Here is a 22,412-nt window from a genome sequence, read left to right as displayed (position 1 = left end):
AGAGCCTTTGATCGCAGCGGTTACCCCAGCAGGGCATTGACCAGCAGGTTAATCCCCGCGCCACCGGCCATCAGCCAACCGAACAGCAGGCCGCCCAACAGCAGCGGGCGCACACCAGCCTGTTTCAGGGCGCTGAAATGGGTGGTCAGCCCCAGTGCTGCCATCGCCATCGCCAGCAGCAGGTTGTCCAGCGCCAGCAGCGCCTGCACCCAGTGCGCCGGCAGCAGCTGTAAGGAGTTCAGCATCGCCACCCCGATAAAGGCCAGCGCAAACCACGGCACGGTCACCGGTGCGCCGCCGCCGTTTTTCGCCGGTGCCCGCCGGGCCAGCCAGCCGGAGAGCAACAGCAGGAACGGGGCCAGCATCATTACCCGCATCATTTTGGCAATCACCGCGGCATTTTCAGCCTCCGGGCCGAGGGCGTGGCCGGCAGCCACCACCTGCGCCACCTCATGCACCGTGGAACCGGTATAGATGCCGAACGCCTGCGCGCTTACCGGCCAGGCGCTGTGCGCCTGCAACAGATGGTAGAGCCACGGGTAGGCGAAAATCGCCAGCGTGCCGTACAGCACCACGGTCGCGACCGCGATGGCGGTTTTGCCCGCATCGGCCTTCGCCACCGGCCCGGTCGCCATGACGGCTGCCGCGCCGCAGATGCTGCTGCCGGCCCCGATAAGCCAGGTGGTGGCGTGATCCAGCCCAAAGACACGGCGACCAAGCCAGCAGGCCAATAAAAAAGTTGAGCTGAGTGTCAAAAAATCGATAAGCCAGCCTGTGGCTCCTACCGCCGCCACCTCCTGAAAGGTGAGGCGAAAACCATACAGGATGATCCCGAGCCGCAGCAGCCGCTGTTTGGCGAAAATCACGCCGGGATTACCGGCGGTTTGCAGCCGGGGATAGACCGTATTCCCCACCACAATACCGGCCAGAATCGCCAGTGTCAGTGCACCCAGCCCGAGGGCAGCAACGCCGTCGAAGCGGCTCACCCACAGGGCGAAGGCGGTCAGCAGGCCGGTCAGCGCCAGCCCCGGTAGCAGGGCTGCCATCTGTTTGGGATCGGGCAGCGCAGTGCGTCTGCCGGTCAATAAAGAGAGAGTATTCATCGGGATGCCTCCTTGGTCAGGCAGGCAGCTTACGGCGGGAAGGTATAAAAGAGAAATTGATTATATCGTTATAACCAACCGCTAAAAGTGGTATAAACATTAGCGCAATCAATCAATAACGTAGCTGAAACATACGGGCTGCGGGGGCTGCCTCACGAAATGCGGCAAACGTGATACCCTTAATTGTGAGGCACCTGCGCCACGCCCGGCCCTGACGCCGATCGCCGGTGCAAACCCAGAGCCGGAAGCGCCGCCGGTTATCGGCACCGGCAGCGTTTCCGGGCATGCTGCGCCAACACACAGAGATCGCTATGCATATCACACTCCGACAACTTGAAGTCTTTGCTGAAGTGCTGAAGAGCGGTTCAACCACCCAGGCCTCGGTGGTGCTCTCCCTGTCACAATCTGCCGTCAGCGCCGCGCTGGCTGACCTGGAAAACCAGCTTGGGGTACAGCTGTTTGACCGGGTCGGCAAACGGCTGGTGATCAACGAGCATGGGCGGCTGCTCTACCCGCGGGCGCTGGCGCTGCTGGAGCAGGCCGGGGAGATCGAGCGGCTGTTCAACCATGACAACGGCTCCCTGCGCATTGCTGCCAGCAGCACCATCGGTAACTACATGTTGCCGGGGATGATCGCCGAATACCGCGCCGACTACCCCAACACGCCGCTGGAGCTGAATGTCGGCAACAGCCAGGACGTGATCACCGCGGTGGCCGATTTCCGGGTGGATCTCGGCCTGATAGAAGGGCCGTGCCATATGCCGGAGCTGATCACCCAGCCGTGGCTGCAGGATGAGCTGGTGGTGTTTGCTGCGCCGCAGCGGGTCAGGGCAGGGGAGCCGCTGGCCGAGCGGCCGGTGACGCCGGACATGCTGGCGCAGGCACCGTGGATTTTGCGGGAGCGCGGTTCCGGCACCCGTGAGGTGTTGGATCACCTGTTGCTGGCGCGGCTTCCGGCGTTCAACCTGGTGATGGAACTGGGCAATTCTGAGGCGATCAAACATGCGGTGCGCCACAATATCGGCATCAGTTGCCTGTCGCGCCGGGTGATCGCAGAGCAGCTCACTGCCGGGACGCTGGCTGAAATTCCGCTGCCGGGCGAACCGCTGATGCGTACCCTGTACCTGATCCACCACCGGCAAAAACATATCTCCAGTGCGCTCCAGCGCTTCCTCGACTATTGCAAACTCCGCCAGTAATTCCCCGCGCATTGCTGCTTTTTCCGGCAATCTGCTCAGCCTTGCAACAGTTGTTGCCGGGCTGTTACTTATAATCCATAGCCTATCATGAAGCTCTCTTATAACCGCCCGATCCTGCTATACCTTAGGGGCGGGTTTGCTACAATCCGCCCTCAAATTCCCCCGGGACGAACAAAAATAGGGTAACAATGGCGGAACAACATACTAATAATTCGCAGCCGCAACCGGCCCTGCGCCGTGAGCTTAAAGCGCGTCACCTGACGATGATCGCGATTGGTGGATCGATCGGTACCGGGCTGTTTGTGGCCTCCGGCGCCACCGTGTCACAGGCCGGGCCGGGGGGCGCACTGCTCTCCTATGCGCTGATCGGCCTGATGGTTTACTTCCTGATGACCAGCCTCGGCGAACTGGCCGCGTTTATGCCGGTCTCCGGTTCCTTCGCCACCTACGGCGCAAAATATGTCGAAGAGGGCTTTGGTTTCGCCCTGGGCTGGAACTACTGGTACAACTGGGCGGTGACCATCGCCGTGGAGCTGGTGGCTTCGCAGCTGCTGATGAGCTACTGGTTCCCGGACGTACCGGGCTGGATCTGGAGCGCCCTGTTCCTGGGGCTGATGTTCCTGCTGAACTGGATCTCGGTCAAAGGGTTTGGCGAAGCGGAATACTGGTTCTCGCTGATCAAAGTGGTCACGGTCATCATCTTTATTGTGATCGGCGTGCTGATGATTTTCGGCATTATGAAGGGCGGTGAACATGCGGGCTGGCAGAACTGGACCATCGGCGACGCGCCGTTTGCCGGGGGCTTCTCCGCAATGATTGGCGTGGCGATGATTGCCGGTTTCTCTTTCCAGGGCACCGAGCTTATCGGCATCGCGGCCGGGGAGTCAGAAGACCCGGCGAAAAATATCCCGCGCGCGGTGCGTCAGGTGTTCTGGCGGATCATGCTGTTCTACATCTTCGCCATCCTGATCATCAGCCTGATCATTCCTTATACCGACCCAAGCCTGCTGCGTAACGACGTGACCGACATCAGCGTCAGCCCGTTCACGCTGGTCTTCAAAAACGCCGGGCTGCTTTCGGCGGCGGCCGTGATGAATGCGGTGATCCTGACGGCGGTGCTCTCTGCGGGTAACTCCGGCATGTACGCCTCCACCCGTATGCTGTTTACGCTGGCATCGGAAGGCCGCGCGCCGCGCATTTTCGCCCGCCTTTCCAAAGGCGGTGTGCCGCGTAACGCGCTCTATGCCACCACGGTGGTGGCGGCGCTCTGCTTCCTGACCTCCATGTTTGGTAACCAGACCGTGTACCTGTGGCTGCTGAACACCTCCGGCATGACCGGCTTTATCGCCTGGCTCGGCATTGCCATCAGCCATTACCGCTTCCGCCGCGGGTATGTGAAGCAGGGGCTGCCGCTGTCGGCGTTGCCGTACCGTTCCGGCTTCTTCCCGTTGGGGCCGATGTTCGCCTTTGCGCTCTGTCTGGTGATTACACTTGGGCAGAACTATCAGGCGTTTCTGGAAGACCAGATCGACTGGACGTCGGTAGCCGCCACCTACATCGGCATTCCGCTGTTCCTGCTGATCTGGTTCGGCTACAAGCTGACCAAAGGCACCAAAGTGGTGAAATACCACGAGATGGACTTCCCGGAATACAAAGCGTAACGGCGTCCGGGTAAACGCAGGGCGGGTCAGCAGACCCGCCCTTTTTTATGCGGAAGAGCCGGCCGGGCAGGCAGGAACCGAGCAGAAACAACCTGTTACCTTTCTGAAAACCCTGTCGCGCCCATCAATGATATTGATAAGAATTCTCGTTTGCTTTAAGGTTGGCTCCGCGTTGCCCGGCCTCCGGCCGCACGCACTCAGTGCACCGTCTTTGCTGTTCCCGTCAGGCCCCGGCGTTACCGCGATGTGCCGGCCGCACGGGAAAAGAATCACCCGCAACAGGTAATCACAACATGAGCATCACCACTGACCCGTCACGCCTGGCGGCCGCTGCGCCACAGGCCGGCGTGATGGGGCACTACCGGCGTATTGTCCGGCACCGTCTGTTAATTATGGCGCTGCTGGTTGTGGCCATTTTCGGCTCGCTGGTTCTTGATTTCACCCTCGGCCCGGCCGGGCTGTCACTGCCGACCCTCTGGCATACGCTGCTGTCCCCGGACACCGCCGACGCCGGAACCCGGGTTATTGTCTGGGACATCCGGCTGCCCTATGCGCTGATGGCGGTGGTGGTGGGGCTGGCGCTCGGCCTCGCCGGGTCAGAGATGCAGACCATCCTTAACAACCCGCTGGCCAGCCCCTTTACCCTCGGGGTGTCGTCGGCCGCCGCCTTTGGTGCGGCGCTGGCGATTGTGCTCGGCATCGGCGTGCCCGGCATTCCGGCGCAGTGGTTTATCTCGGCCAACGCGTTTATCTTTGCGCTGCTGGCGGCGCTGATGCTGGACGGCGTCACGCGCTGGACGCGGGTGGCCACCTCCGGCGTGGTGCTGTTCGGCATCGCGCTGGTGTTCACCTTCAACGCACTGGTGTCGATGATGCAGTTCATCGCCACCGAGGATACGTTACAGGGGCTGGTGTTCTGGACGATGGGCAGCCTGGCGCGCGCCAACTGGACCAAGCTCGGCATCCTGCTGGCGGTGGTGGCACTGCTGCTGCCGTTCTCGATGGGGAGCGCGTGGAAACTCACGGCGCTGCGCCTGGGGGAAGACCGTGCGGTAAGCTTCGGCATCGACGTGCGGCGTTTGCGGCTGGCGACGCTTTTACGCATCAGCATTCTGTCGGCGCTGGCGGTGGCGTTTGTCGGGCCCATTGGCTTTATCGGGCTGGTGGCCCCGCACATGGCGCGGCTGATGTTCGGGGAAGATCACCGCTTCTACCTGCCCGCCAGTGCACTGATGGGCGCGCTGGTGCTGTCGATGGCCTCCGTGGCCTCGAAAAACCTGATCCCCGGCGTGATTATTCCGGTCGGTATCGTCACCTCGCTGGTCGGCGTGCCGTTCTTCCTCAGCATTATTTTACGCCACCGGGGGAATGTATGACCGCAGGGCTTGAGATTCAGGCATTCCACGCCGGTTACCCGAAACGCCCGGTGATCCGTGACCTTAACGTGCCGCACCTGCCGCGCGGGCAGATCACGGTGCTGCTGGGGCCGAACGGCAGCGGCAAATCCACCCTGCTGCGTTCACTGGCCGGGCTGAACCCGGCGCAGGGCGCACTGCGGCTGGACGGGCAGGACCTGATGCAGATGCCGTTTGCCCGCCGGGCAGAGCAGGTGGTGTACCTGCCGCAGTCCCTGCCGGCCGGGGTGCACCTGCATGTGCTGGAGTCGATTATTGTGGCGCAACGTGCCGCGGGCGGGCGCAGCCATACAGCCGCCGGCGAGAGTGAGGTGATGGCGCTGCTGGAGCAACTCGGCATCGCCCATCTGGCGCTCAGCTACCTCGATCAGCTCTCCGGCGGCCAGAAACAGCTGGTGGGGCTGGCACAATCGCTGATCCGCCAGCCGTCGTTGCTGTTGCTGGATGAGCCGCTCAGCGCGCTCGATCTCAACTACCAGTTCCATGTAATGGACTTAGTGCGGCGTGAAACCCGGCGGCGCAATATGGTGACGGTGGTGGTGGTGCATGACATCAACATTGCGCTGCGCCACGGCGACCACGTATTGATGCTGCAAAACGGTAACCTGATCGCGGATGGTGCACCGGAAACGGTGATCACCCCGGCGAGCCTGGCGAAGGTGTACGGGGTGCGCGGGCGTATTGAACGCTGCTCACAAGGGACGCCGCAGGTGATGATTGACGGGCTGGTGGCCAAGCCGTCACTGTAACTCAGCGCGTGGCGGTATAGATATCCGGCTGCACCTGCTGCCAGACGAAATTCTCGCGGTTTACCGGCGTGTAGCCGAGTTTTTCATACAGCCAGGGCGCAGTAGAGGTGACCAGCATCACCCGTCGCAGCCGGTTCCACAGCGGGTGGGCCTGGCAGCATTCCATCAGCCAGCGGCCCAGCCCGGCCTGCTGGTACGCCTCCAGCACGTAAACATCACACAGGTAGCCGAAGGTGGCGTAATCCGTCACCAGCCGCGCGAAGCCTATCTGCGTCTCCCCGTGGTACAAGCCAAAGTTCAGGCTGTGTGCCACCGACTGCTGCACCGTCCCGCGATCAATCCCCGCCGCCCAGCTCGAGCGGGTCAGAAAGGCGTGGATCGCCGTAATGTCCAGCTGGGCTGGGTCGGTGGAGATGCGGTAACGATCTTTTTTCCATTCAATAGGCGTTTCCATTGGTTTCTCCATGGGGTAGTCAGCCGGCCTGCGTCTGTTTAATATAGAATTTCTTTAGGGAAAACAAAAGGGTTAACCCCACACCCAGTGCTGAGACGGCCAGGCAGCTATGCCATAAAGTCGCAGGTTGATTGAGCGTGAGGCTGAGGAACCGCCCGGCAAAAGCGTTGCCGCTGACGCCGCCAATCAGCCCGGCAATGCCCAGTACACCAAACGCTGTGCCCAGCATCCGGGCAGGAATAGCCTCGCTGGTGACGGCATCAATCGTTGGGTCTACGGTAATTTCGCCCAGGGTATAAAACCCAATCAGGATAATAAATGCGCCCAGGCTTTCTGCGCTGCCTAACAGAGAAAACGTGAGAGAGAACGCCATAAACCCCAGGCACATCGATAACCAGGGCGAGAGCCACTTATTCAAATAAACATTCACCAGAACTTGCAGAAAAATAACCACGGCGGCATTCATCATAAAGATCGCCGACACCGCCATTGCCCCCCATTTCTGTGAAGAGAAAAGCGGAAAGGCGCTTTCAAGTTGCATATAAATAAAATTAAACGCGCAATAAAGCAGACAGGCAGCAATAAAGGAGAGATTGCTGCCCAGTTGCCGCACCGTGCCTTTATTGACCGGCGGGGCGGCGCTATGGCTGTGGTCGGCGGGTATCGCCGCGGGCGTGGGCAAGGTGAACAGCATCGCCAGGGCAATCAGCTGGCTGGCGGCGGCGATAGCGAAGAAAGAGGCACTGTTGGCCGTTATAAACAGGCCGCCGATGGCGCTGCCGAGCGCGACACCGACATTATTTACGGTGCTGCGGAATGAGAAGAGCAATATTTTATTGCTCCCGGCTGAAACACGCGCCACCAGGGTTTTGGCCGCCGGTGTAAATAAACCTTTGCTGATGCCGATAGTGGTACTTAACACACAGATAATGCTGCTTTGGGAAATACCGGTAAAAAACACCAGATAACAGGCTATCTGAAGAATCAGCCCATATTTCATGGTGAGGTTAGGGCTGAACCTGTCCGTCATCAGCCCGCCAAGAAAGGTGGCGCCATATTGACCAATTAAAAACAGCGAGAGTTGAAGTGTGGCAAATTCCGCGCTGAAATGCTGGAAACGTACCAGATAAACCACCAGAAACGGAATCACTGAGAAATAGCCGATGGAAGTCAGCCATTGGACGAACAACGTTTTGCGGGTAGGGGCGGAGAAGCCCCGCACCTCAGAAAGGATAGACATTCAGCGTACCACCGTCTCATGTAAAACCTGCGCAATGCGCTGATTAAGTTCGAAATGATCGTCGGCATCGACAATAAACCCGCCATGGCGATGAAAGGAGTCAGTCATTGGCGCTATCTCATCGCCGGGTTTGAGCGTCCACTCATACCAACGTACCCATGCGGATGGGGCGATAAACGGATGGGATGACAAGGTGACGGGGCCGGGCTGGAACTGGAAATAGGTCATGGCGGCACAGCGTGACTGGGGCGGCGGCACAGACACCGCCTCTCCACACAGCAGGCGGGTGGCGAGGGTGATCAGGTCGATGCCGGTAGCCAGCTCGACCAGTTGCCAGATGCGATCGCCACCGGGGCGGTTGTGGCATTCGATCAGGTTTATGGTGTCGCCTTCAATTTTTATCTCAGTATGGCCCACGCCGTTTTTCAGCTCGATGGCCTCTAATACCTGAAATAACCACTGTTCAAATGCCGGTGTCAGTGTTGTCTGGGGCAGAATCTTATGCCCGACCTCCACCAGGCCGCTGGTGCCGCCCAGTAATTTTTCAGTCACCGCGACCAGCGTATGCCGCCCGTTAACCGAAAAGGTTTCGCAACTGTATTCTTTGCCAGGCGCAAAGCCTTCAACCAGCCAGTCACCGGCTATCGCGGGCAGCGCATCCCCGGGATGATTCAGAATGGCCACCTGCTGGCTGCCGGTCGCCGAGCGGGGCTTCACCACTACCGGCAACGCATGGTCAGCAATAAACTGCGTGAGCTGCACGTTATCGGTTATCGCCGCGAAGGGCAAAGCAGAAAGGGCGTGCGCGCCCACGGCCTCACGGGTGCGTACTTTATCCCGGCAGATCAGGGTGCTGCGTAGATCCGGGCCGGGAAGGTTCAGCGCGGCGGCGATCATGGCCGCCGGTTCCATCCCATATTCGGTAAAAGAGATCACCGCATCAAAAGGGGTATGTTGATGGGCATCACTGGCTCTCAACAGCAGTGAAGGAAAATGCCGGAAGTCCGCCAGCAGGGTCACGCCATCGCGTATTTTCTGGCGTGCGGTCAGGCGGCCGGGTTCGGTCAACACCGTGACGTGGTGCCCACAGGCCACGACTTTGTCAAAGTAATCATCGGTCGGCCCTAACAGCAGAATATGCCTTTTATCTGACATGCTCATTTTCCTCTTCACAGACATAGTCAAGCACGTTGTACAGCGCGTCATTGGCCTCATCACTTTGGAACAGCGAGGGGATAAGCTTCAGTGTGGCGGGTTGGTGGGCGCACAGTGTGGTCAGAATTTTATTGGCATGAAGATAGTGCCAGCTTAGTTGTGCAGCGTCAGGAGTGGTGAAATGCAGGAAATGCAGGGCGCCTAATGAGGAAACGCCCTGTAACAGCCGCGGATAACGGACAGCCAGCGCCTGAAGCCTGCTGGAAAAGTGGTCATGGCGGGCCATCAGCCCAGGGGTTTCCAGGGTATCCGTCAGTAATTGCAGAGAGGCCAGCGCCACCTGATGACCAAGATTATTGCCGGAAAAGGTGGAGGCAATCAGCTTGGCGCAGCCGGGCCGCCCGGTAAAGGCATGGAAAAACGGCTGTTTTACCAGTAACTGGGCGCTGGGCATCAGGCCGCCCGTCAGCGTTTTGGCAAGCAGGATAATATCAGGCCGTATGGCCCACCCCAGCGCCTGCATGGCACTGTAGTCACCGCACCGGCCCAGCCCGGTGAAAATTTCATCAACAATAAACAGGGTGCCGGTATTTGTGCAGGCCAGGCGGATGGCCCCGGCCTGTGCCGCATCCAGCCGCCGGCCGCCGGCAATGGCCTGGAGAGGCTCAATAATGACGGCGGCATACTCACCCGACGCCAATAACGCAGGGAGATCCTGCGGGTCGTCAAAGAACGTGACGCCATCATCCGGCACCAGGGCTTCATAACCCTGACGCCAGAAAGGCATATTGTTCAGGGCCAGCGTCAGGCTGCTCAAGCCGTGGAAGGCGCCTGCCCTGGCAAGGATTTTCTGGCGGCCGGTGACGGTCAGCGCGATTTTCAGCGCCCCTTCTACCGCTTCCGCGCCGGTGGTCAGCGTCCAGTTGTTCCAGCCGTCACCCAGTGCCAGCTTTTCAACCAGCTGTTGCGCCAGTGTCGCGCCATGCGCGGTGATCCCCAGGGGCGCGCCGATGGGAAGCTCGTCCGCCAGTGCGGCGATCAGCGCCTGCTGGAGAGCCGGGTGATGGTGACCAAACAGCATGGCACCATAATGGCCGATAAAATCAAACCACTCGTCCCCCTGGCTGTCGTGCAGACGATCGCCGCCGGCCCGGATGAACACGGGAACCTCCCCCAGCGGAGCCAGGGTCTGAAGCCAGTCATCATTGACATACCGGCTATACGTCTCCAGCGCGCCCATCGTTAAAGGAAATCCTGCATACGGTAATTAAGAGAAGGGCGGGCTTGCCGGACATGTAATTTTTCCAGCTCCTCCCAGGTTCTCCAGGTCATTTCCAGCAATAACCCATAGCAATCCCGCGCGATCTCCTGGGTGTCCACACTCTGCTCACCGCATTCCGCCAGCAAAAGGCGGGAAATATAGGGGTGGAACAACTTTTCATTAAGGGCTTCATGTTTGCGCGAGCTTTCATTCACCTCTGCGGATAACAAACCCGAGGTGGCAACCGCTTCATTGATGATATTGGGTTGGCCCGGTAACCCTTCGGTAATGGTGGCCGCCGCCGCATAAGCGACAACATGGTGGCCCGCCAGCCAGGTATAGGTGTCGCAAAGCAGTTGTGCAAAGGGAGTAGGAAGCGCGCTGTGCAGCTCATCTTCCGACAGGCCGAGCGCCAGGCAGGTTCTGAGCTCATAAGACTCATGGCCCATCTCCTCGCTATAGTAGCGGCGCAGCAGCTTTTTCAGAGGGCGCGGCAGGCGCAGCGCAATCGCCGCGGAAACCAGATCGATAAAGCGCTCCGTGATGTAATACTCCTGCGCATAGACCGCCTCAATCAGCGATTTTTGTGCGCCATGCGCATTGGTGCGCAGGGCCGGGGCAAAACGGCTCTCACCAAAGGAGGCCAGGCAATGTAACGCCCACCGCTCCAGGCGCAAGGCTAAATTGGTGCCGGAATCCGGCTGGTCGATCGGCAGGGGCGGAAGGGGTTTACGCGCGGCATCGGGTGCCTGGCTGCGTACCAGCGCCCAGACAATCAGTGAGAGGCAGCGGCGCACTTCGCCTGACCAGAAAGCGGTGAAATCAATGGTGCCGGGTGCCGGTTCTTCGCCCAGCATACGTTGCATCAGCAGGGTGGTCGCGCGGACAGCCGGCGGGCAAAGCGTTTTCCAGCTGATGAGTGACAGGGACGCATAAAGAAGAAAGGCGTTTTTTTCTTCCCGGATGAGATCAATGAAATCGGCCTCATCCGCGTTCAGGGCGCGATCCAGCAGGGTGCGCAGGGGGGCGGTCAACGCATGTTGGTGAGGCCGCAACGCCGCTTCTGCCTCATCAAGCGCCGTCGCCAGGATTGCGTCTTTCCTGGCGGGCGTATGTTCAGGGGCGGTTTCACGGATAAAGCCATACTCATTCAGCGAACCGATAATCAGGGCGAGTTCTTCGTCCTGTGGCGTGCCCTGTACGCTTTCCCAGGCCTGTTGATCCCCAAGGCGCAGGCGCTCCAGCAGGCTGAAAATGGCATCAGGCTGAGTGGCGCTGATCTCCAGCTCTGCCTCTGCTTCACCAATCTCAATCGTGCCATTTTCATTTTTAGCCAGGAAAGCCGTGTTCAACGTCGGTTTCACAAAATGGCCAAGACTCCACTGTTCCATGACACTCTCCTCACTGATAGATGCGTAGGGTGGTAGCAGACTGATAATACTCACAAATCTGGCTGTCCCAGATTTTCATGGTTTCCAGCAGCGTCATGACATGGATCAGCGTCACCTGAGCCTCTTCCGCAGAGATGGCGGAGATGTGGCTTAACAGCTCATCGGTAATCAAATGGTGCCCGCCCTCTTCATTCACCTCTGAATGGCCGATGATCGGTTTCCAGAACGCATCGGGTAATCCAAGGCGCCGGCAGTTCTCAACGAACACGGTATTAAACTCCGGGTAGGGTTCTTCGAACAGAAACAGGCTGGAGATAAAGCTCAACAGGTGCTGACGGCTGAACGTTCCCAGGGTGGCGTAAACAGAAAAGGTGGCCGGCAGAGGCGTGGTCTGGCTGACCTGCTCTTCAGACAACCCGGCGGCACCCAGGGCTTTCAGTAACAAACCCTCATGGTCGTGCTCTTCCAGGAAAAGGTGTTTGATGCCCTGGAATACCGCAGGCGGGCATTTTTGAGAGAGTGCGGGGGCGAGCACCGTGGGGGCCGCTTTAACAATATGGTAATACTCAATGGCAAAGCCAATCAGCTGGGAGGCGGTCGCAGTACCGTTTTGCATAGCGGCGTACAGCGCCGAGGTGCCGAGCTGGCTATGCCAGGCATTGGCATAGGACTTGAGCTTACGGGCAAACTGCGTGCCTGACAGGGTATCGGCAACCGGGGCATAGTGGCTTTCTGTCAGCAGGTAATGGTTATCAAGCTGTTCAATCAGCGCGTCTATTTCGTCGGCTAACAGGGGATTCTTTGTTTTTAACTCAGAAGGTGTATAGCCGCCCGTTGACAGGTCAGTAATCAACGCATCCAGCGACGCGTCTTCCGCGTCAGAGAATAAAATCACACCCTGTTGGCGATAATCTAAATGATGTTCTGCCCCGTTACGCGAATAAAGGATACCGTCACGCAACTTAGGGTAAGAAAAACGTTGTGGTGAAGTCTGCATGGCTGGGTTCCCTCAGATATTGGACAGTCTGCGCAACAGCGGTTTTTTATCGTCAGCGTAATGGTTCCACACTGCGCTATGGAAATTATCGTAAAGCTCAACAAAGAGGTAGGTATTGGCAATCATACTCTTCATTTGATCAAGACGAACCACCGGAATTTCATGGAACAGTTCGCGGGTTAATATACCGTGCTCAGCGTCGATGTTGATGTTGGCATGTTCTTTAATCGGTTTGATAAAGGATTCGGACACTTTTCCGCTTTGCTCCATGGCGAGGATATAGCTGTCGACTTTAATGTCCTTACCCTCAAGAATGCCCATGGTGCTGAAGAAAAATAAAGGATCATTAGCAGACCAATAGGCCAGTGCATTACATAAAGCGAGCGTCTCCGGCAGAGGTAATGTTTCGCTGATGTCGGCGCGCTGAATATCAATGTGATTCAGGGCCTTCAGTATCAGCTCATCATGGCCATACTCTTCGCCATAAAATTCATTCATGATCAAGCGGGCTTTGGTCGACATCTGGAAGCTTAATACGGGAGAGTCAAACCAGCTTTCCCGGAAAAGAAAGTGGTAATTCTCAATGGCCATGCCGTAATACACTTTCTCAGGGACGTCGCCGGGTGTCTGCATTGCCTGCCAGAATTTATTTTTGTATAGCGTGCTGTAAAGTAATTTAGCCTGTAGATCCTCAAGAATAAGAATAGCCTCATCACCACTTAAGTACGCTTGACCTGAGTTATTGATATAGCCGAGGTTGTTGTCTACCAGCGCATCCAGAAAAGCCAACGCTGCTTCTTTATCCAGGGAGGGCGTGCGTGATAAAATCTCACTCAGTGCTGCTTTTCCATCGCAGGCTTTAATTAGCGTATTCCATTGCGCCGCATCACCGGTGATATTCTCAATTTCAAAAAGCGCATTCCCCTGTTGGAATAGCAGGCCATGACTCTCTTCTTCCCGCGATACGGTGCCGGAAATGACATACTGGTTTTCCATATCTCACCCTCAATAATAAAAAGGACAGCCAGTTTCCTGGCTGTCATGGGAATTACAGGTGCGCAGCCATCAGGATTGGGCGATCGCTTTTTGGTTTAATAACGACTTTCGGTTTCTGAGGTGCAGGGGTTTTCTCAGTTTTATTGCTCATGTCATATTCCTTCAATAGTAATGATTGGGAGGTGATCGAAAAAATTATCTTTTTATGCGATCACCAGAAACCTAACAAAATTTTTTTTAACCGCAAAGGTAATTAACGCCGTATATAGGGTATTGAAAATCGTTCTCATAAAAAATTTTATTGGTGCTTGGCGTAGCGGGTTTTTACACTGATGAGATGATGTTATGCAAAGAATAACACTGTTTATGCAGTAAATTTAGAGTTTAAGAAAACAGGATTTATTTAGGGGGTTGAACCGTTTCAATAATTAATTAATGGTTGATAAAATAAATTACAACGTAAATAAGTGGATGAAGGATAAACAAATAGTCAGGTATACCGATTTACCGGATAAACGTTATTTTCGGGACTTAAGACAGGGAGATGAATATACCGAAGGGAAACTAATAAATATCGCTTAACAGAGAGGCGGGCCGGCAACGAATAAAGAAAGCGTTGGGAGGAAATACAGCAGGGGAGTACCGGTAAGGGCAAACCTTACCGGTACCGGTGTGGGTCAGCCCAGCCGGTCGCGCAGCGCGTAGTAGACCGCGCCGATGGCGGTGAACGGCACCTGCAGGCTGCGGCCGCCGAAGAACGGCATGTGCGGCAGGTTGGCGAAGGCGTCGAAACGTTCGGCATCACCGCGCATCACTTCAGAAATCAGTTTGCCGGCCAGGTGGGTGAGGGTGACGCCGTGGCCGCTGTCGCCCTGCATATAGTAGACATTTTTCTCCAGCCGGCCGAACTGCGGCATCCGTGACAGCGTCAGCAGGAAGTTACCGCTCCAGCGGTAGTCAATTTTCACGCCTTTCAGCTGTGGGAACGTTTTATACAGCTTCGGCAGGATCAGCGGGTCAATATCGGCCGGGTCGCGCGCGCCGTAGATCACGCCGCCGCCAAACAGCAGCCGCCGGTCCGCGGTCAGGCGGAAGTAATCCAGCAGGTAGTTGCAGTCTTCCACGCAGTAGTTGTTCGGCAACAGCGACCGGGCCACCGCCTCAGACAGCGGCTCGGTGGCCACAATCTGTGAACCGCACGGCATACTGAGGCGCGACAGGCGCGGCTCAAGCCTGTCGCCCAGGTAGGCGTTACCAGCCATGATCACAAACCGCGCCCTGACTTCGCCCTGCGCGGTGTGCACCCGCGCCGGGGTGCCGTGGTCAATATGGGTGACGGCCGAGTGTTCGTAGATGCGCCCGCCGTGGCGGCGGATCGCCTCGGCTTCGCCCAGCGCCAGATTGAGCGGATGAAGGTGGCCCCCGCGCGGGTCGAGCATACCGCCCACGTAGCGCCGGGTGCCGATTTCATGCCGGATGCCGCTCTCATCCAGCATGATCAGACTGTGATGCCCATACTTCTCCCACAGCGCTTTCTGCTGGTGAAGGTGGGCCACCTGTTTATAGTTGAGTGCGGCGAAGATGCCGCCGGGGCGATAGTCACAATCAATGGCGTACTGATCGATGCGCTGGCGGATGATGTCCGCCCCTTCAAAGATCATGCTGCCCAATGCCTGGGCAGTGTCGTGGCCGTAACGCGCCTCGATCACATCCACATCCCGGCTGAAAGAGTTCACCACCTGGCCGCCGTTGCGTCCGGTGGCTCCCCAGCCGACACGCACCGCCTCCAGCAGCACCACATCGTACCCGGCTTCCGTCAGGTAGAGGGCAGAAGAGAGGCCGGTAAAGCCGCCGCCCACAATACAGACGTCACACTCCACCTGGCCGGCCAGCTGCGGCCACGGCTCATGCGGGTTGGCTGTTGCCGCATAGTAACTGGTAATATGCTCGGTCATATCCTTCTCCTTATACAGGCCCGGTGTGCTTCTTGCCCACAGGGGAACGCGGCGACCTCAGGCCGGGGTTCCCACGCTGCGGAACAGACACCGTAGATGGCAACAAAATGAAGCAATTACTGTGCCATTGCCTGCGGATTGACCGCTAAAACGTCGTCGGGGTGTGGGCGCTGATAATGCGGCACACCTGCGCCGACAGGTTGGTAAAGCTGTGCGCCATGCCGGTATTGATGGTGTAACTCTGCCCGGCATGGAGCGGGAATTGCTGGCCGTTCACCGTCAGGACAATTTCCCCTTCCAGCAGGGTGCCGACTTCTTCACCCTGATGGCGGATCTTCTCGCCGGTGCTGCTGCCCGGCTCATAGGTTTCCAGCAGCATCGCCAGCGTGCGCATCGGGTTGCCGTTATGGACCAGCTTCATCGATACGCCCTGGCTGCCAATCTCAATCAGGTTCTCCGGTTCAATCACCACCTGCGGCGTTTTCAGGCGATCCTCATCGGTGAAAAACTCCGCCATCGACAGCCCGTATACCGTCAGCAGCTTTTGCAGCGTGCTGATCGCCGGGCTGACCTTGTCCTGCTCAATGGTACTGATGGCGCTGTGGGTCAGGCCGGCCAGTTCGGCCGCCCGGCGCTGTGATAACCCCAGTTGCTGGCGCAGCTGTGACAGCCGTCGCCCCGGTGCCAGGCTGACTTCACTCATAGGACGTTTTCGCTCATAGGACGTTTTCCTGCACCGCGCGCTCCTCAACCATCGCGTCGCGGCATGCGCAAATAAAGGCCTCAAACAACTGGCGCGATACCGGGTTTTCCTCGATGCGCCATTCCGGATGCCACTGCACCCCCAGGGCGAACGGGTGGTCACGCACGCTGACCGCCTCCACCAGGCCGTCCGGCGCGCTGGCTTCCACGCGCAGTGACGGGCTGAGCCGCCGTGTGCCCTGGCCGTGCAGCGAATTCACCTCAAACAACGGTGTGCCCGGCAGCAAAGATTCGAGTAATCCGCCCGGTTCCACAATCACCGGGTGTGCCGGGCCGTACTGAATATCCGCCGACTGTGAGAGATCCTCGCGGTGGTCCATAAAGCCCGGCTCGTTATGCACCTGCCGGTGCAGCGCGCCGCCGGTGGCCACCACCAGCTCCTGCATCCCGCGGCAGGCGGCAAACAACGGCAACCGCTGGTCGAGGACGCTGCGGATCAGCGTCAGCGCCAGTTTGTCGCGCCCCGGATCAATCCACTCTTCAATCCCCTCTTCACCATAATGGTGCGGCTCAATATTGCTCGGGCTGCCGGTCAGGAAGATCCCGTCAAGCCTGGCGATCACGCTGTCGAGCGCATAGGGCTGAGACGCCAGCACCTGCGGCAATGCCACCGGTAACCCCCCGGCTGCGAACACCGCATCCAGGTATTTTTCTTCAACGGTTTGTGTGTAATGCCCCTCAATACATTCCCGGCACATAACCACGCCAACAATCGGTCTGTTAAATATATTGCCCATTATTTGACCTCGCAGACTGGACTAAATTTTTGCCAAAAAACGCTGCTTTTTTGACATCCTGGTCATTATTTTATCAATTTAGCAGTCCGGTGGTTAATATTCAAACCAGCTCGTAACATTTGCAAAACATAAGTGATGGGGCTATGTTTCTAGCAGACGGTGTATATTTTGAGCGCACAACGCAGCGCCCCCAGACAGGACCCAGGTTTTGAAAACAATCAGTTAACGGTGCAGTCAGCCCTCTGTGGGCCGCGCCGGACCCTCACAACGGCAGGTGATTTATGCAAACCAATCTGGTAGAAGTTGAAAAATTCGCGCAGCATAGCGAAGAGAGACGAAGTAGCGCGTTCCAACGTGAAGTCGAACAATACTTGGAACGCCATCCCTTAACCCAGCACGTCGACGTCCTCCTCACCGATCTCAACGGTAGTTTTCGCGGTAAACGCATCCCTGTCTCTGCATTGAAACGCCTCGAAAAAGGCTGCTACTTCCCTTCATCCGTCTTCGCGATGGACATCCTCGGCAATGTGGTGGAAGAGGCCGGTCTCGGCCAGGAGCTGGGCGAGCCTGACAACGTCTGTATGCCTATCCCCGGTACGCTGGTGCCCTCCGCCGCTGACCCGGAGCACATCGGCCAGTTACTGCTTACCATGATGGACGAAGATGGTACTCCCTTTGACGTTGAACCCCGTAATGTCCTGAATAATGTATGGCAAGCATTGCGCCGACGCGGACTCTTCCCGGTGGTAGCGGTAGAGCTGGAGTTCTATCTGATCGACCGTCAGCGTGACAGTGAGGGCTACCTGCAACCCCCGTGCGCCCCCGGCACCCAGGAGCGCAACATCCAGACCCAGGTCTACTCGGTGGATAACCTGAACCATTTCGGCAACGTGCTGAGCGATATTGACGCGCTGGCACAGATGCAGCACCTGCCTGCCGACGGCGCGGTAGCGGAATCCTCGCCCGGCCAGTTTGAGATCAACCTCAACCATACCGACAACGTGTTGCGCGCCTGCGACGATGCGCTGGCGCTGAAACGCCTGGTACGCCAGGTGGCAGAAAACCACAACCTGCACGCCACCTTTATGGCGAAACCCTATGAAGAGTATGCGGGCAGCGGGATGCACATCCACGTCAGCATGGTGGATGCCCAGGGCAAAAACCTGTTTGCTGATGCCGACGGTGAAGACTCCGCGCTGTTGAAACGCGTGCTGGCCGGGATGATTGACCTGATGCCGGCATCCATGGCGCTGCTGGCACCGAACGTCAACGCGTTCCGCCGTTTCCAGCCGGGCAAATATGTGGCGAACCAGGCCTCCTGGGGCCACAATAACCGTACCGTGGCACTGCGTATTCCCTGCGGGGACGCCAACAGTCACCGTGTGGAGTACCGGGTCGCGGGTGCGGATGCCAACCCCTATCTGGTGGTGGCTGCGGTGCTGGCCGGGATGCTGCACGGGCTGGACAACGAGTTGCCGCTGCCGGAGCCGGTGACCGGCAACGGGCTGGAACAAGAGGGCGTGCCGCTGCCGATCCGCCAGAGTGACGCGCTGTATGAATTTGAAGAGCAGTCGCCGCTGAAACACTATTTAGGTGAGCGCTTCTGCCACGTGTACCACACCTGTAAATCAGATGAGCTGCTGCAATTTGAGCGGCTTATCACGGAAACTGAGATTGACTGGATGCTGAAAAACGCCTGACCGGCAGAAAAACAGCGGATCGGCGCCTGCGCAGGATTGGCTGTTTTTTACACGAATTGAAAGAATGTGTGTCAGGGCGTCTCTGGATCTTGTCATCTTTGCCCCCCTCGGGCAGAATACGCGGCTTGCAAATAACCGGCGCTCACAGGCGTCGGTTATTTTTTTGCATTCAAGGCTGTACAAACCATTTACGCGCGCTGGAAACAGGGCGTTTTTACATATCAAGAGGCCGGGCTTCGATCCGGATAGATAATCAAACCAGTCCGTGTGCGACCCCAAACTCTACCGGTCGCCACTATGAGGAAATGAACGATGGGGCAAAGTAAAGTGTTCGTGCCGGTGCCCGCCGGCGTCTGTGGTCATAGCCAGGAAAAAAGTACCAGGTTGTGCCGGACCCGCGCCGCGGTGTCCCCCCAGTTTCCTCTGTATGAATACCCCAGGCCGGTAATGCCGGGCCTTACCCTTTCCCCGCGCGCGCTGGGAGGGCTGAGCCATGTCTGCTGATGTGATGGCGGCCGCACCGGCGGCGCAGCGCGTGAAGCTGCATAAAACCCTGACGCTGGTTCAGGTGGTGATGATGGGCCTGGCCTATCTGCAGCCAATGACCATTTTTGATACCTTCGGCATCGTGACCGGCCTGACGGACGGCCATGTCGCGACCGCCTACGCCTTTGCGCTGATCGCCGTGCTGTTTACCGCTGTCAGCTACGGCAAACTGGTGCAGCGTTTCTCCTCTGCCGGTTCGGCCTATACCTATGCCCAGAAAGCCATCAGCCCGCACGTCGGCTTTATGGTGGGCTGGTCGTCGCTGCTGGACTACCTGTTCATGCCGATGATCAACATCCTGCTGGCGAAAATCTACCTGGAAGCGATCTTCCCAGGCGTGCCGTCCTGGATCTTCGTGGTGGCGCTGGTAAGCCTGATGACCTTCTTCAACCTGCGCGGCATCAAGCTGGTGGCGAACCTCAACAGCTTTATCGTGGTGGTGCAGGTGGCGATCATGGTGGTGTTCCTGGGCCTGCTGATCCACGGCGTGTATCAGGGCGAGGGCACCGGCCAGCTGGTGAGCAGCAAGCCGTTCTGGTCTGAGAATGCGCACGTGGTGCCGATGATTACCGGCGCAACCATCCTCTGCTTCTCGTTCCTGGGCTTTGACGGCATCAGCTCGCTGTCAGAAGAGACGCCGAACGCGGCGAAAGTAATCCCGCGCGCGATTTTCCTGACGGCGCTGATTGGCGGCATCATCTTTATCGTGGTGTCGTACTTCCTGCAACTCTACTTCCCGGACATCTCGCGCTTCCAGGACCCGGATGCGTCGCAGCCGGAGATCATGCTGTATGTGGCCGGTAAGTTCTTCCAGTCGGTTATCCTCTGCTTCTCCTGTGTAACGGTGCTGGCCTCCGGCATGGCCGCGCACGCCGGTGTGTCGCGCCTGCTGTATGTAATGGGCCGTGACGGCGTCTTCTCGCAGAAGATCTTTGGCTACGTCCACCCGAAATGGCGTACCCCGACCTTTAACGTGGTGCTGGTAGGTGTGGTGGCGCTGTCTGCCGTCTGCTTCGACCTGGTCACTGCCACGGCGCTGATTAACTTCGGTGCACTGGTGGCGTTCACCTTTGTGAACCTGTCGGTTATCTCGCAGTTCTTTATCCGCGAGAAGCGCAATAAAACCGCGAAAGAGGTGCTGCACTACCTGGTGCTGCCGGTGATCGGCGCGCTGACGGTCGGGGCGCTGTGGCTGAACCTGGAAGCCAGCTCGATGTACCTGGGCCTGGCATGGGGCGCGGTTGGCCTGGCTTACCTGGCTTACATCACCCGCTTCTTCAGCAGAACCCCGCCGCAGATGGAAGAGGATGCCGCCGACGAGATGGCGTAATCCCCGCGCAGCGGCCGCAGCAATACAGTAATAAAAAAGCCAGACTCCGGTCTGGCTTTTTTGCGTGTGCAGCCTGGTGCGGCGGTTCAGCCTGCCGGTTCGCGGCCCCCTGGCGGTTCAGTCTGCCGGTTCGCGGCCCCCTGGCGGTTCAGTCTGCCGGTTCACGGCCCCCTGGCGGCTTAGCCCGCCAGTTCACGACCATAGTCGTACAGGGCTTTCAGCAGCGCCAGTTTCTCTTTATCCCCTTCGTGCAGGTTATACAACTCCTCCAGTTCCTGAAGGTAGCGCTGCACGCGCTCGGCACTCAGCGCCTCACGCCGGTGCTGCAACCAGCGCTGCTGCTCGGCGTCATCCAGCGTGGCCGGGTAGTTGCGGGCGCGGAAGCGGAACAGCAGCGCCTCCATACGCGGATCCTGGAAAGTCAGATCCAGCGCCGGCAGGTTCTGCGGGGCGGTCTGGCGGATAATGGTCATGGTGGTGCGGTCAGCCTCACTGAAAAAGCCGTCATAGAGCTTGCCGTCAACATCGTCACTGCCGCTGAACGGCTCCGCTTCGGCATACAGCGCCACGACCTTTTCCCGCACCTGCGGGTTATCCCGCAGCAGTTTCAGGTTAGCGAGGCAGCGTTCACGGTCGATGCCCAGCCGGTCGGCGGTTTCCGGCAACAGGGTTTTGGCCGGGGCCAGCACCGGGCATTTGTTGATGTGCACCAGCTTCAGCGGCACGGCAGCCTGATCGCCCGCCAGCTGGTCGCGGCGGGTATAGAGCCGCTCGCGCAGTGCGTCCGCGTCAAGCGTGAGCAGCGGCGTCATGTCGCCGGCCAGATCGCAGACAATCAGCGCGTTTTTGTTGTCCGGGTGCCAGGCCAGCGGCGCAATCCAGCTGGTGTTGCCGCGTGCTGCGCCGAACATGCCGGACACATGCACCAGCGGCGCCATCTGCGGGATGTCAATCAGCGTCATCAGTTTGTGCTTGCTGCGGTGGGTCAGCAGGAAATTAAACAGCCGCGGCTGCGCCTGCTTCACCAATTTCGCCATCGCAATGGTGGCATACACGTCGGACATCGCGTCATGGGCGTGGGTGTGCTCCACACCGTTGGCTTTCGTCAGGTGCTCCAGTTTAAAGCTGGGGAAGCCTTCCTCATTTTCCGGCCATTCAATCCCTTCGGGGCGCAACGCATAGCAGGCGCGCATCACGTCGAGCAAATCCCAGCGGGAGTTACCGTTCTGCCAGCTGTAGGCGTACGGATCGTAGAAGTTGCGGTAAAGCAGGTTGCGCGTCACCTCATCATCAAAGCGGATATTGTTATACCCCATGATGCAGGTCTCCGGCACGCTGAAGGCCTCATGGATCCGGCGGATAAACTCCGCTTCCGGCAGCCCCTGCGCCCTGGCATGTTGTGGGGTGATGCCGGTGATCATCACGGCTTCCGGCTCCGGCAGGTAGTCATCGGCCGGGCGGCAGTAAATCACCAGCGGCTCTTCGATAATGTTGAAATCCATGTCGGTACGTACCCCGGCAAACTGCGCGGCGCGGTCGCGCCACGGGCTTTTGCCGAAGGTTTCGTAATCGTGAATAAGGAAGGTAGGTTGTTCGCTTTTGTTTGCCAAGATTTTTATCCGTTCACTTCTGTTTGCTAACATACTGTTTGAGCAGTGACAATCCCGCCAAACATCCTCGCTTTTGCCCGCACATGTTCACATCAGTTCATTGATGTTCTCTTTAGTCCATGCAATATTGCGTACACAGTTGGTACAGAAC

18 protein-coding genes are annotated in these 22,412 nt (G+C 58.2%); 6 read left to right on the top strand and 12 right to left on the bottom strand.

Features of this window, described 5'->3' with window-relative positions; all coding sequences use genetic code 11:
* Nucleotides 1-20: 20 nt before the first annotated feature.
* The gene (locus JK232_RS02570) at nucleotides 21-1,103 is read right to left on the bottom strand and encodes a YeiH family protein (RefSeq protein WP_079205323.1); all 1,083 of its coding nucleotides are present in this window, start codon (nucleotides 1,101-1,103) and stop codon (nucleotides 21-23) included.
* Between the two features lie 311 nt (nucleotides 1,104-1,414).
* On the opposite strand from JK232_RS02570, the gene yieE reads away from it, so the two are divergent.
* The 4 genes from yieE to JK232_RS02550 all read left to right on the top strand — a co-directional run bounded on the left by yieE (nucleotide 1,415) and on the right by JK232_RS02550 (nucleotide 6,127).
* On the top strand, nucleotides 1,415-2,302 hold the full coding sequence (yieE, locus tag JK232_RS02565; RefSeq protein ID WP_072932912.1) for a DNA-binding transcriptional regulator YeiE: 888 nt from the start codon (nucleotides 1,415-1,417) through the stop codon (nucleotides 2,300-2,302).
* Nucleotides 2,303-2,490: 188 nt separating this feature from the next.
* Nucleotides 2,491-3,963, top strand: a complete 1,473-nt coding sequence (locus tag JK232_RS02560) for an amino acid permease (RefSeq protein WP_072932878.1) — start codon at nucleotides 2,491-2,493, stop codon at nucleotides 3,961-3,963.
* 293 nt (nucleotides 3,964-4,256) lie between these two features.
* On the top strand, nucleotides 4,257-5,339 hold the full coding sequence (locus JK232_RS02555) for a FecCD family ABC transporter permease (RefSeq protein ID WP_072932876.1): 1,083 nt from the start codon (nucleotides 4,257-4,259) through the stop codon (nucleotides 5,337-5,339).
* Nucleotides 5,336-6,127 carry an ABC transporter ATP-binding protein gene (locus JK232_RS02550; RefSeq protein ID WP_212588768.1) on the top strand — a complete coding sequence of 264 codons (792 nt, stop codon included), beginning with the start codon at nucleotides 5,336-5,338 and terminating at the stop codon, nucleotides 6,125-6,127. Before JK232_RS02555 ends, JK232_RS02550 begins: the two co-directional genes overlap by 4 nt.
* 1 nt (nucleotide 6,128) lies before the next feature.
* Here JK232_RS02550 and JK232_RS02545 read toward each other — a convergent pair whose 3' ends face one another.
* The 10 genes from JK232_RS02545 to puuD all read right to left on the bottom strand — a co-directional run bounded on the left by JK232_RS02545 (nucleotide 6,129) and on the right by puuD (nucleotide 17,075).
* Nucleotides 6,129-6,581, bottom strand: a complete 453-nt coding sequence (locus tag JK232_RS02545; protein ID WP_072932870.1) for a GNAT family N-acetyltransferase — start codon at nucleotides 6,579-6,581, stop codon at nucleotides 6,129-6,131.
* A gap of 19 nt (nucleotides 6,582-6,600) precedes the next feature.
* Nucleotides 6,601-7,821 carry an MFS transporter gene (locus tag JK232_RS02540; RefSeq protein WP_212588767.1) on the bottom strand — a complete coding sequence of 407 codons (1,221 nt, stop codon included), beginning with the start codon at nucleotides 7,819-7,821 and terminating at the stop codon, nucleotides 6,601-6,603.
* Nucleotides 7,822-8,976 carry an ATP-grasp domain-containing protein gene (locus tag JK232_RS02535; RefSeq protein ID WP_212588766.1) on the bottom strand — a complete coding sequence of 385 codons (1,155 nt, stop codon included), beginning with the start codon at nucleotides 8,974-8,976 and terminating at the stop codon, nucleotides 7,822-7,824.
* Complete coding sequence (locus JK232_RS02530; protein WP_165698498.1) at nucleotides 8,966-10,138, bottom strand: aminotransferase class III-fold pyridoxal phosphate-dependent enzyme; 1,173 nt, start codon at nucleotides 10,136-10,138, stop codon at nucleotides 8,966-8,968. Before JK232_RS02530 ends, JK232_RS02535 begins: the two co-directional genes overlap by 11 nt.
* 80 nt (nucleotides 10,139-10,218) lie before the next feature.
* On the bottom strand, nucleotides 10,219-11,628 hold the full coding sequence (locus tag JK232_RS02525; RefSeq protein WP_072932862.1) for an iron-containing redox enzyme family protein: 1,410 nt from the start codon (nucleotides 11,626-11,628) through the stop codon (nucleotides 10,219-10,221).
* 10 nt (nucleotides 11,629-11,638) lie between these two features.
* On the bottom strand, nucleotides 11,639-12,625 hold the full coding sequence (locus JK232_RS02520; protein WP_072932860.1) for an iron-containing redox enzyme family protein: 987 nt from the start codon (nucleotides 12,623-12,625) through the stop codon (nucleotides 11,639-11,641).
* 12 nt (nucleotides 12,626-12,637) lie between these two features.
* Nucleotides 12,638-13,621: an iron-containing redox enzyme family protein gene (locus tag JK232_RS02515; protein WP_072932857.1), complete on the bottom strand. Its 984-nt coding sequence runs from the start codon at nucleotides 13,619-13,621 to the stop codon at nucleotides 12,638-12,640.
* A gap of 677 nt (nucleotides 13,622-14,298) precedes the next feature.
* Nucleotides 14,299-15,576 (bottom strand): NAD(P)/FAD-dependent oxidoreductase, encoded by a 1,278-nt coding sequence (locus JK232_RS02510; protein ID WP_072932855.1) that lies wholly within the window; start codon nucleotides 15,574-15,576, stop codon nucleotides 14,299-14,301.
* 145 nt (nucleotides 15,577-15,721) lie between these two features.
* Complete coding sequence (puuR, locus tag JK232_RS02505) at nucleotides 15,722-16,279, bottom strand: HTH-type transcriptional regulator PuuR (protein WP_072932852.1); 558 nt, start codon at nucleotides 16,277-16,279, stop codon at nucleotides 15,722-15,724.
* 13 nt (nucleotides 16,280-16,292) lie between these two features.
* Nucleotides 16,293-17,075 carry a gamma-glutamyl-gamma-aminobutyrate hydrolase gene (gene puuD / locus JK232_RS02500; RefSeq protein ID WP_072932850.1) on the bottom strand — a complete coding sequence of 261 codons (783 nt, stop codon included), beginning with the start codon at nucleotides 17,073-17,075 and terminating at the stop codon, nucleotides 16,293-16,295.
* A gap of 281 nt (nucleotides 17,076-17,356) precedes the next feature.
* Here puuD and JK232_RS02495 point away from each other — a divergent pair, with 281 nt between their 5' ends.
* Together JK232_RS02495 and JK232_RS02490 are read left to right on the top strand one after the other, a co-directional pair.
* Entirely contained in the window at nucleotides 17,357-18,775 is a 1,419-nt protein-coding gene (locus tag JK232_RS02495) for a glutamine synthetase family protein (RefSeq protein WP_072932848.1), read from the top strand.
* 493 nt (nucleotides 18,776-19,268) lie between these two features.
* The gene (locus tag JK232_RS02490; protein ID WP_072932846.1) at nucleotides 19,269-20,651 is read left to right on the top strand and encodes an APC family permease; all 1,383 of its coding nucleotides are present in this window, start codon (nucleotides 19,269-19,271) and stop codon (nucleotides 20,649-20,651) included.
* Nucleotides 20,652-20,830: 179 nt separating this feature from the next.
* On the opposite strand, the gene sbcB is transcribed toward JK232_RS02490, so the two are convergent.
* A complete protein-coding gene (gene sbcB / locus JK232_RS02485) occupies nucleotides 20,831-22,294 on the bottom strand; it encodes an exodeoxyribonuclease I (RefSeq protein ID WP_420847727.1) in 1,464 nt (487 codons plus the stop codon).
* Nucleotides 22,295-22,412 lie beyond the last annotated feature (118 nt).

This window comes from Nissabacter archeti, from assembly GCF_018257325.1.
Taxonomy (GTDB): Bacteria; Pseudomonadota; Gammaproteobacteria; order Enterobacterales; family Enterobacteriaceae; genus Chimaeribacter; species Chimaeribacter arupi.
This window is presented reverse-complemented; position numbering and strand designations above follow the sequence as displayed.

What these genes read in the sequence shown, in the direction of transcription:
- JK232_RS02570 (WP_079205323.1), bottom strand. Translation starts at nt 1,103, where the DNA reads ATGAATACTCTCTCTTTATTGACCGGCAGACGCACTGCGCTGCCCGAT.
- yieE (WP_072932912.1), top strand. Translation starts at nt 1,415, where the DNA reads ATGCATATCACACTCCGACAACTTGAAGTCTTTGCTGAAGTGCTGAAG.
- JK232_RS02560 (WP_072932878.1), top strand. Translation starts at nt 2,491, where the DNA reads ATGGCGGAACAACATACTAATAATTCGCAGCCGCAACCGGCCCTGCGC.
- JK232_RS02555 (WP_072932876.1), top strand. Translation starts at nt 4,257, where the DNA reads ATGAGCATCACCACTGACCCGTCACGCCTGGCGGCCGCTGCGCCACAG.
- JK232_RS02550 (WP_212588768.1), top strand. Translation starts at nt 5,336, where the DNA reads ATGACCGCAGGGCTTGAGATTCAGGCATTCCACGCCGGTTACCCGAAA.
- JK232_RS02545 (WP_072932870.1), bottom strand. Translation starts at nt 6,581, where the DNA reads ATGGAAACGCCTATTGAATGGAAAAAAGATCGTTACCGCATCTCCACC.
- JK232_RS02540 (WP_212588767.1), bottom strand. Translation starts at nt 7,821, where the DNA reads ATGTCTATCCTTTCTGAGGTGCGGGGCTTCTCCGCCCCTACCCGCAAA.
- JK232_RS02535 (WP_212588766.1), bottom strand. Translation starts at nt 8,976, where the DNA reads ATGTCAGATAAAAGGCATATTCTGCTGTTAGGGCCGACCGATGATTAC.
- JK232_RS02525 (WP_072932862.1), bottom strand. Translation starts at nt 11,628, where the DNA reads ATGGAACAGTGGAGTCTTGGCCATTTTGTGAAACCGACGTTGAACACG.
- JK232_RS02520 (WP_072932860.1), bottom strand. Translation starts at nt 12,625, where the DNA reads ATGCAGACTTCACCACAACGTTTTTCTTACCCTAAGTTGCGTGACGGT.
- JK232_RS02515 (WP_072932857.1), bottom strand. Translation starts at nt 13,621, where the DNA reads ATGGAAAACCAGTATGTCATTTCCGGCACCGTATCGCGGGAAGAAGAG.
- JK232_RS02510 (WP_072932855.1), bottom strand. Translation starts at nt 15,576, where the DNA reads ATGACCGAGCATATTACCAGTTACTATGCGGCAACAGCCAACCCGCAT.
- puuR (WP_072932852.1), bottom strand. Translation starts at nt 16,279, where the DNA reads ATGAGTGAAGTCAGCCTGGCACCGGGGCGACGGCTGTCACAGCTGCGC.
- puuD (WP_072932850.1), bottom strand. Translation starts at nt 17,075, where the DNA reads ATGGGCAATATATTTAACAGACCGATTGTTGGCGTGGTTATGTGCCGG.
- JK232_RS02495 (WP_072932848.1), top strand. Translation starts at nt 17,357, where the DNA reads ATGCAAACCAATCTGGTAGAAGTTGAAAAATTCGCGCAGCATAGCGAA.
- JK232_RS02490 (WP_072932846.1), top strand. Translation starts at nt 19,269, where the DNA reads ATGTCTGCTGATGTGATGGCGGCCGCACCGGCGGCGCAGCGCGTGAAG.
- sbcB (WP_420847727.1), bottom strand. Translation starts at nt 22,294, where the DNA reads ATGTTAGCAAACAGAAGTGAACGGATAAAAATCTTGGCAAACAAAAGC.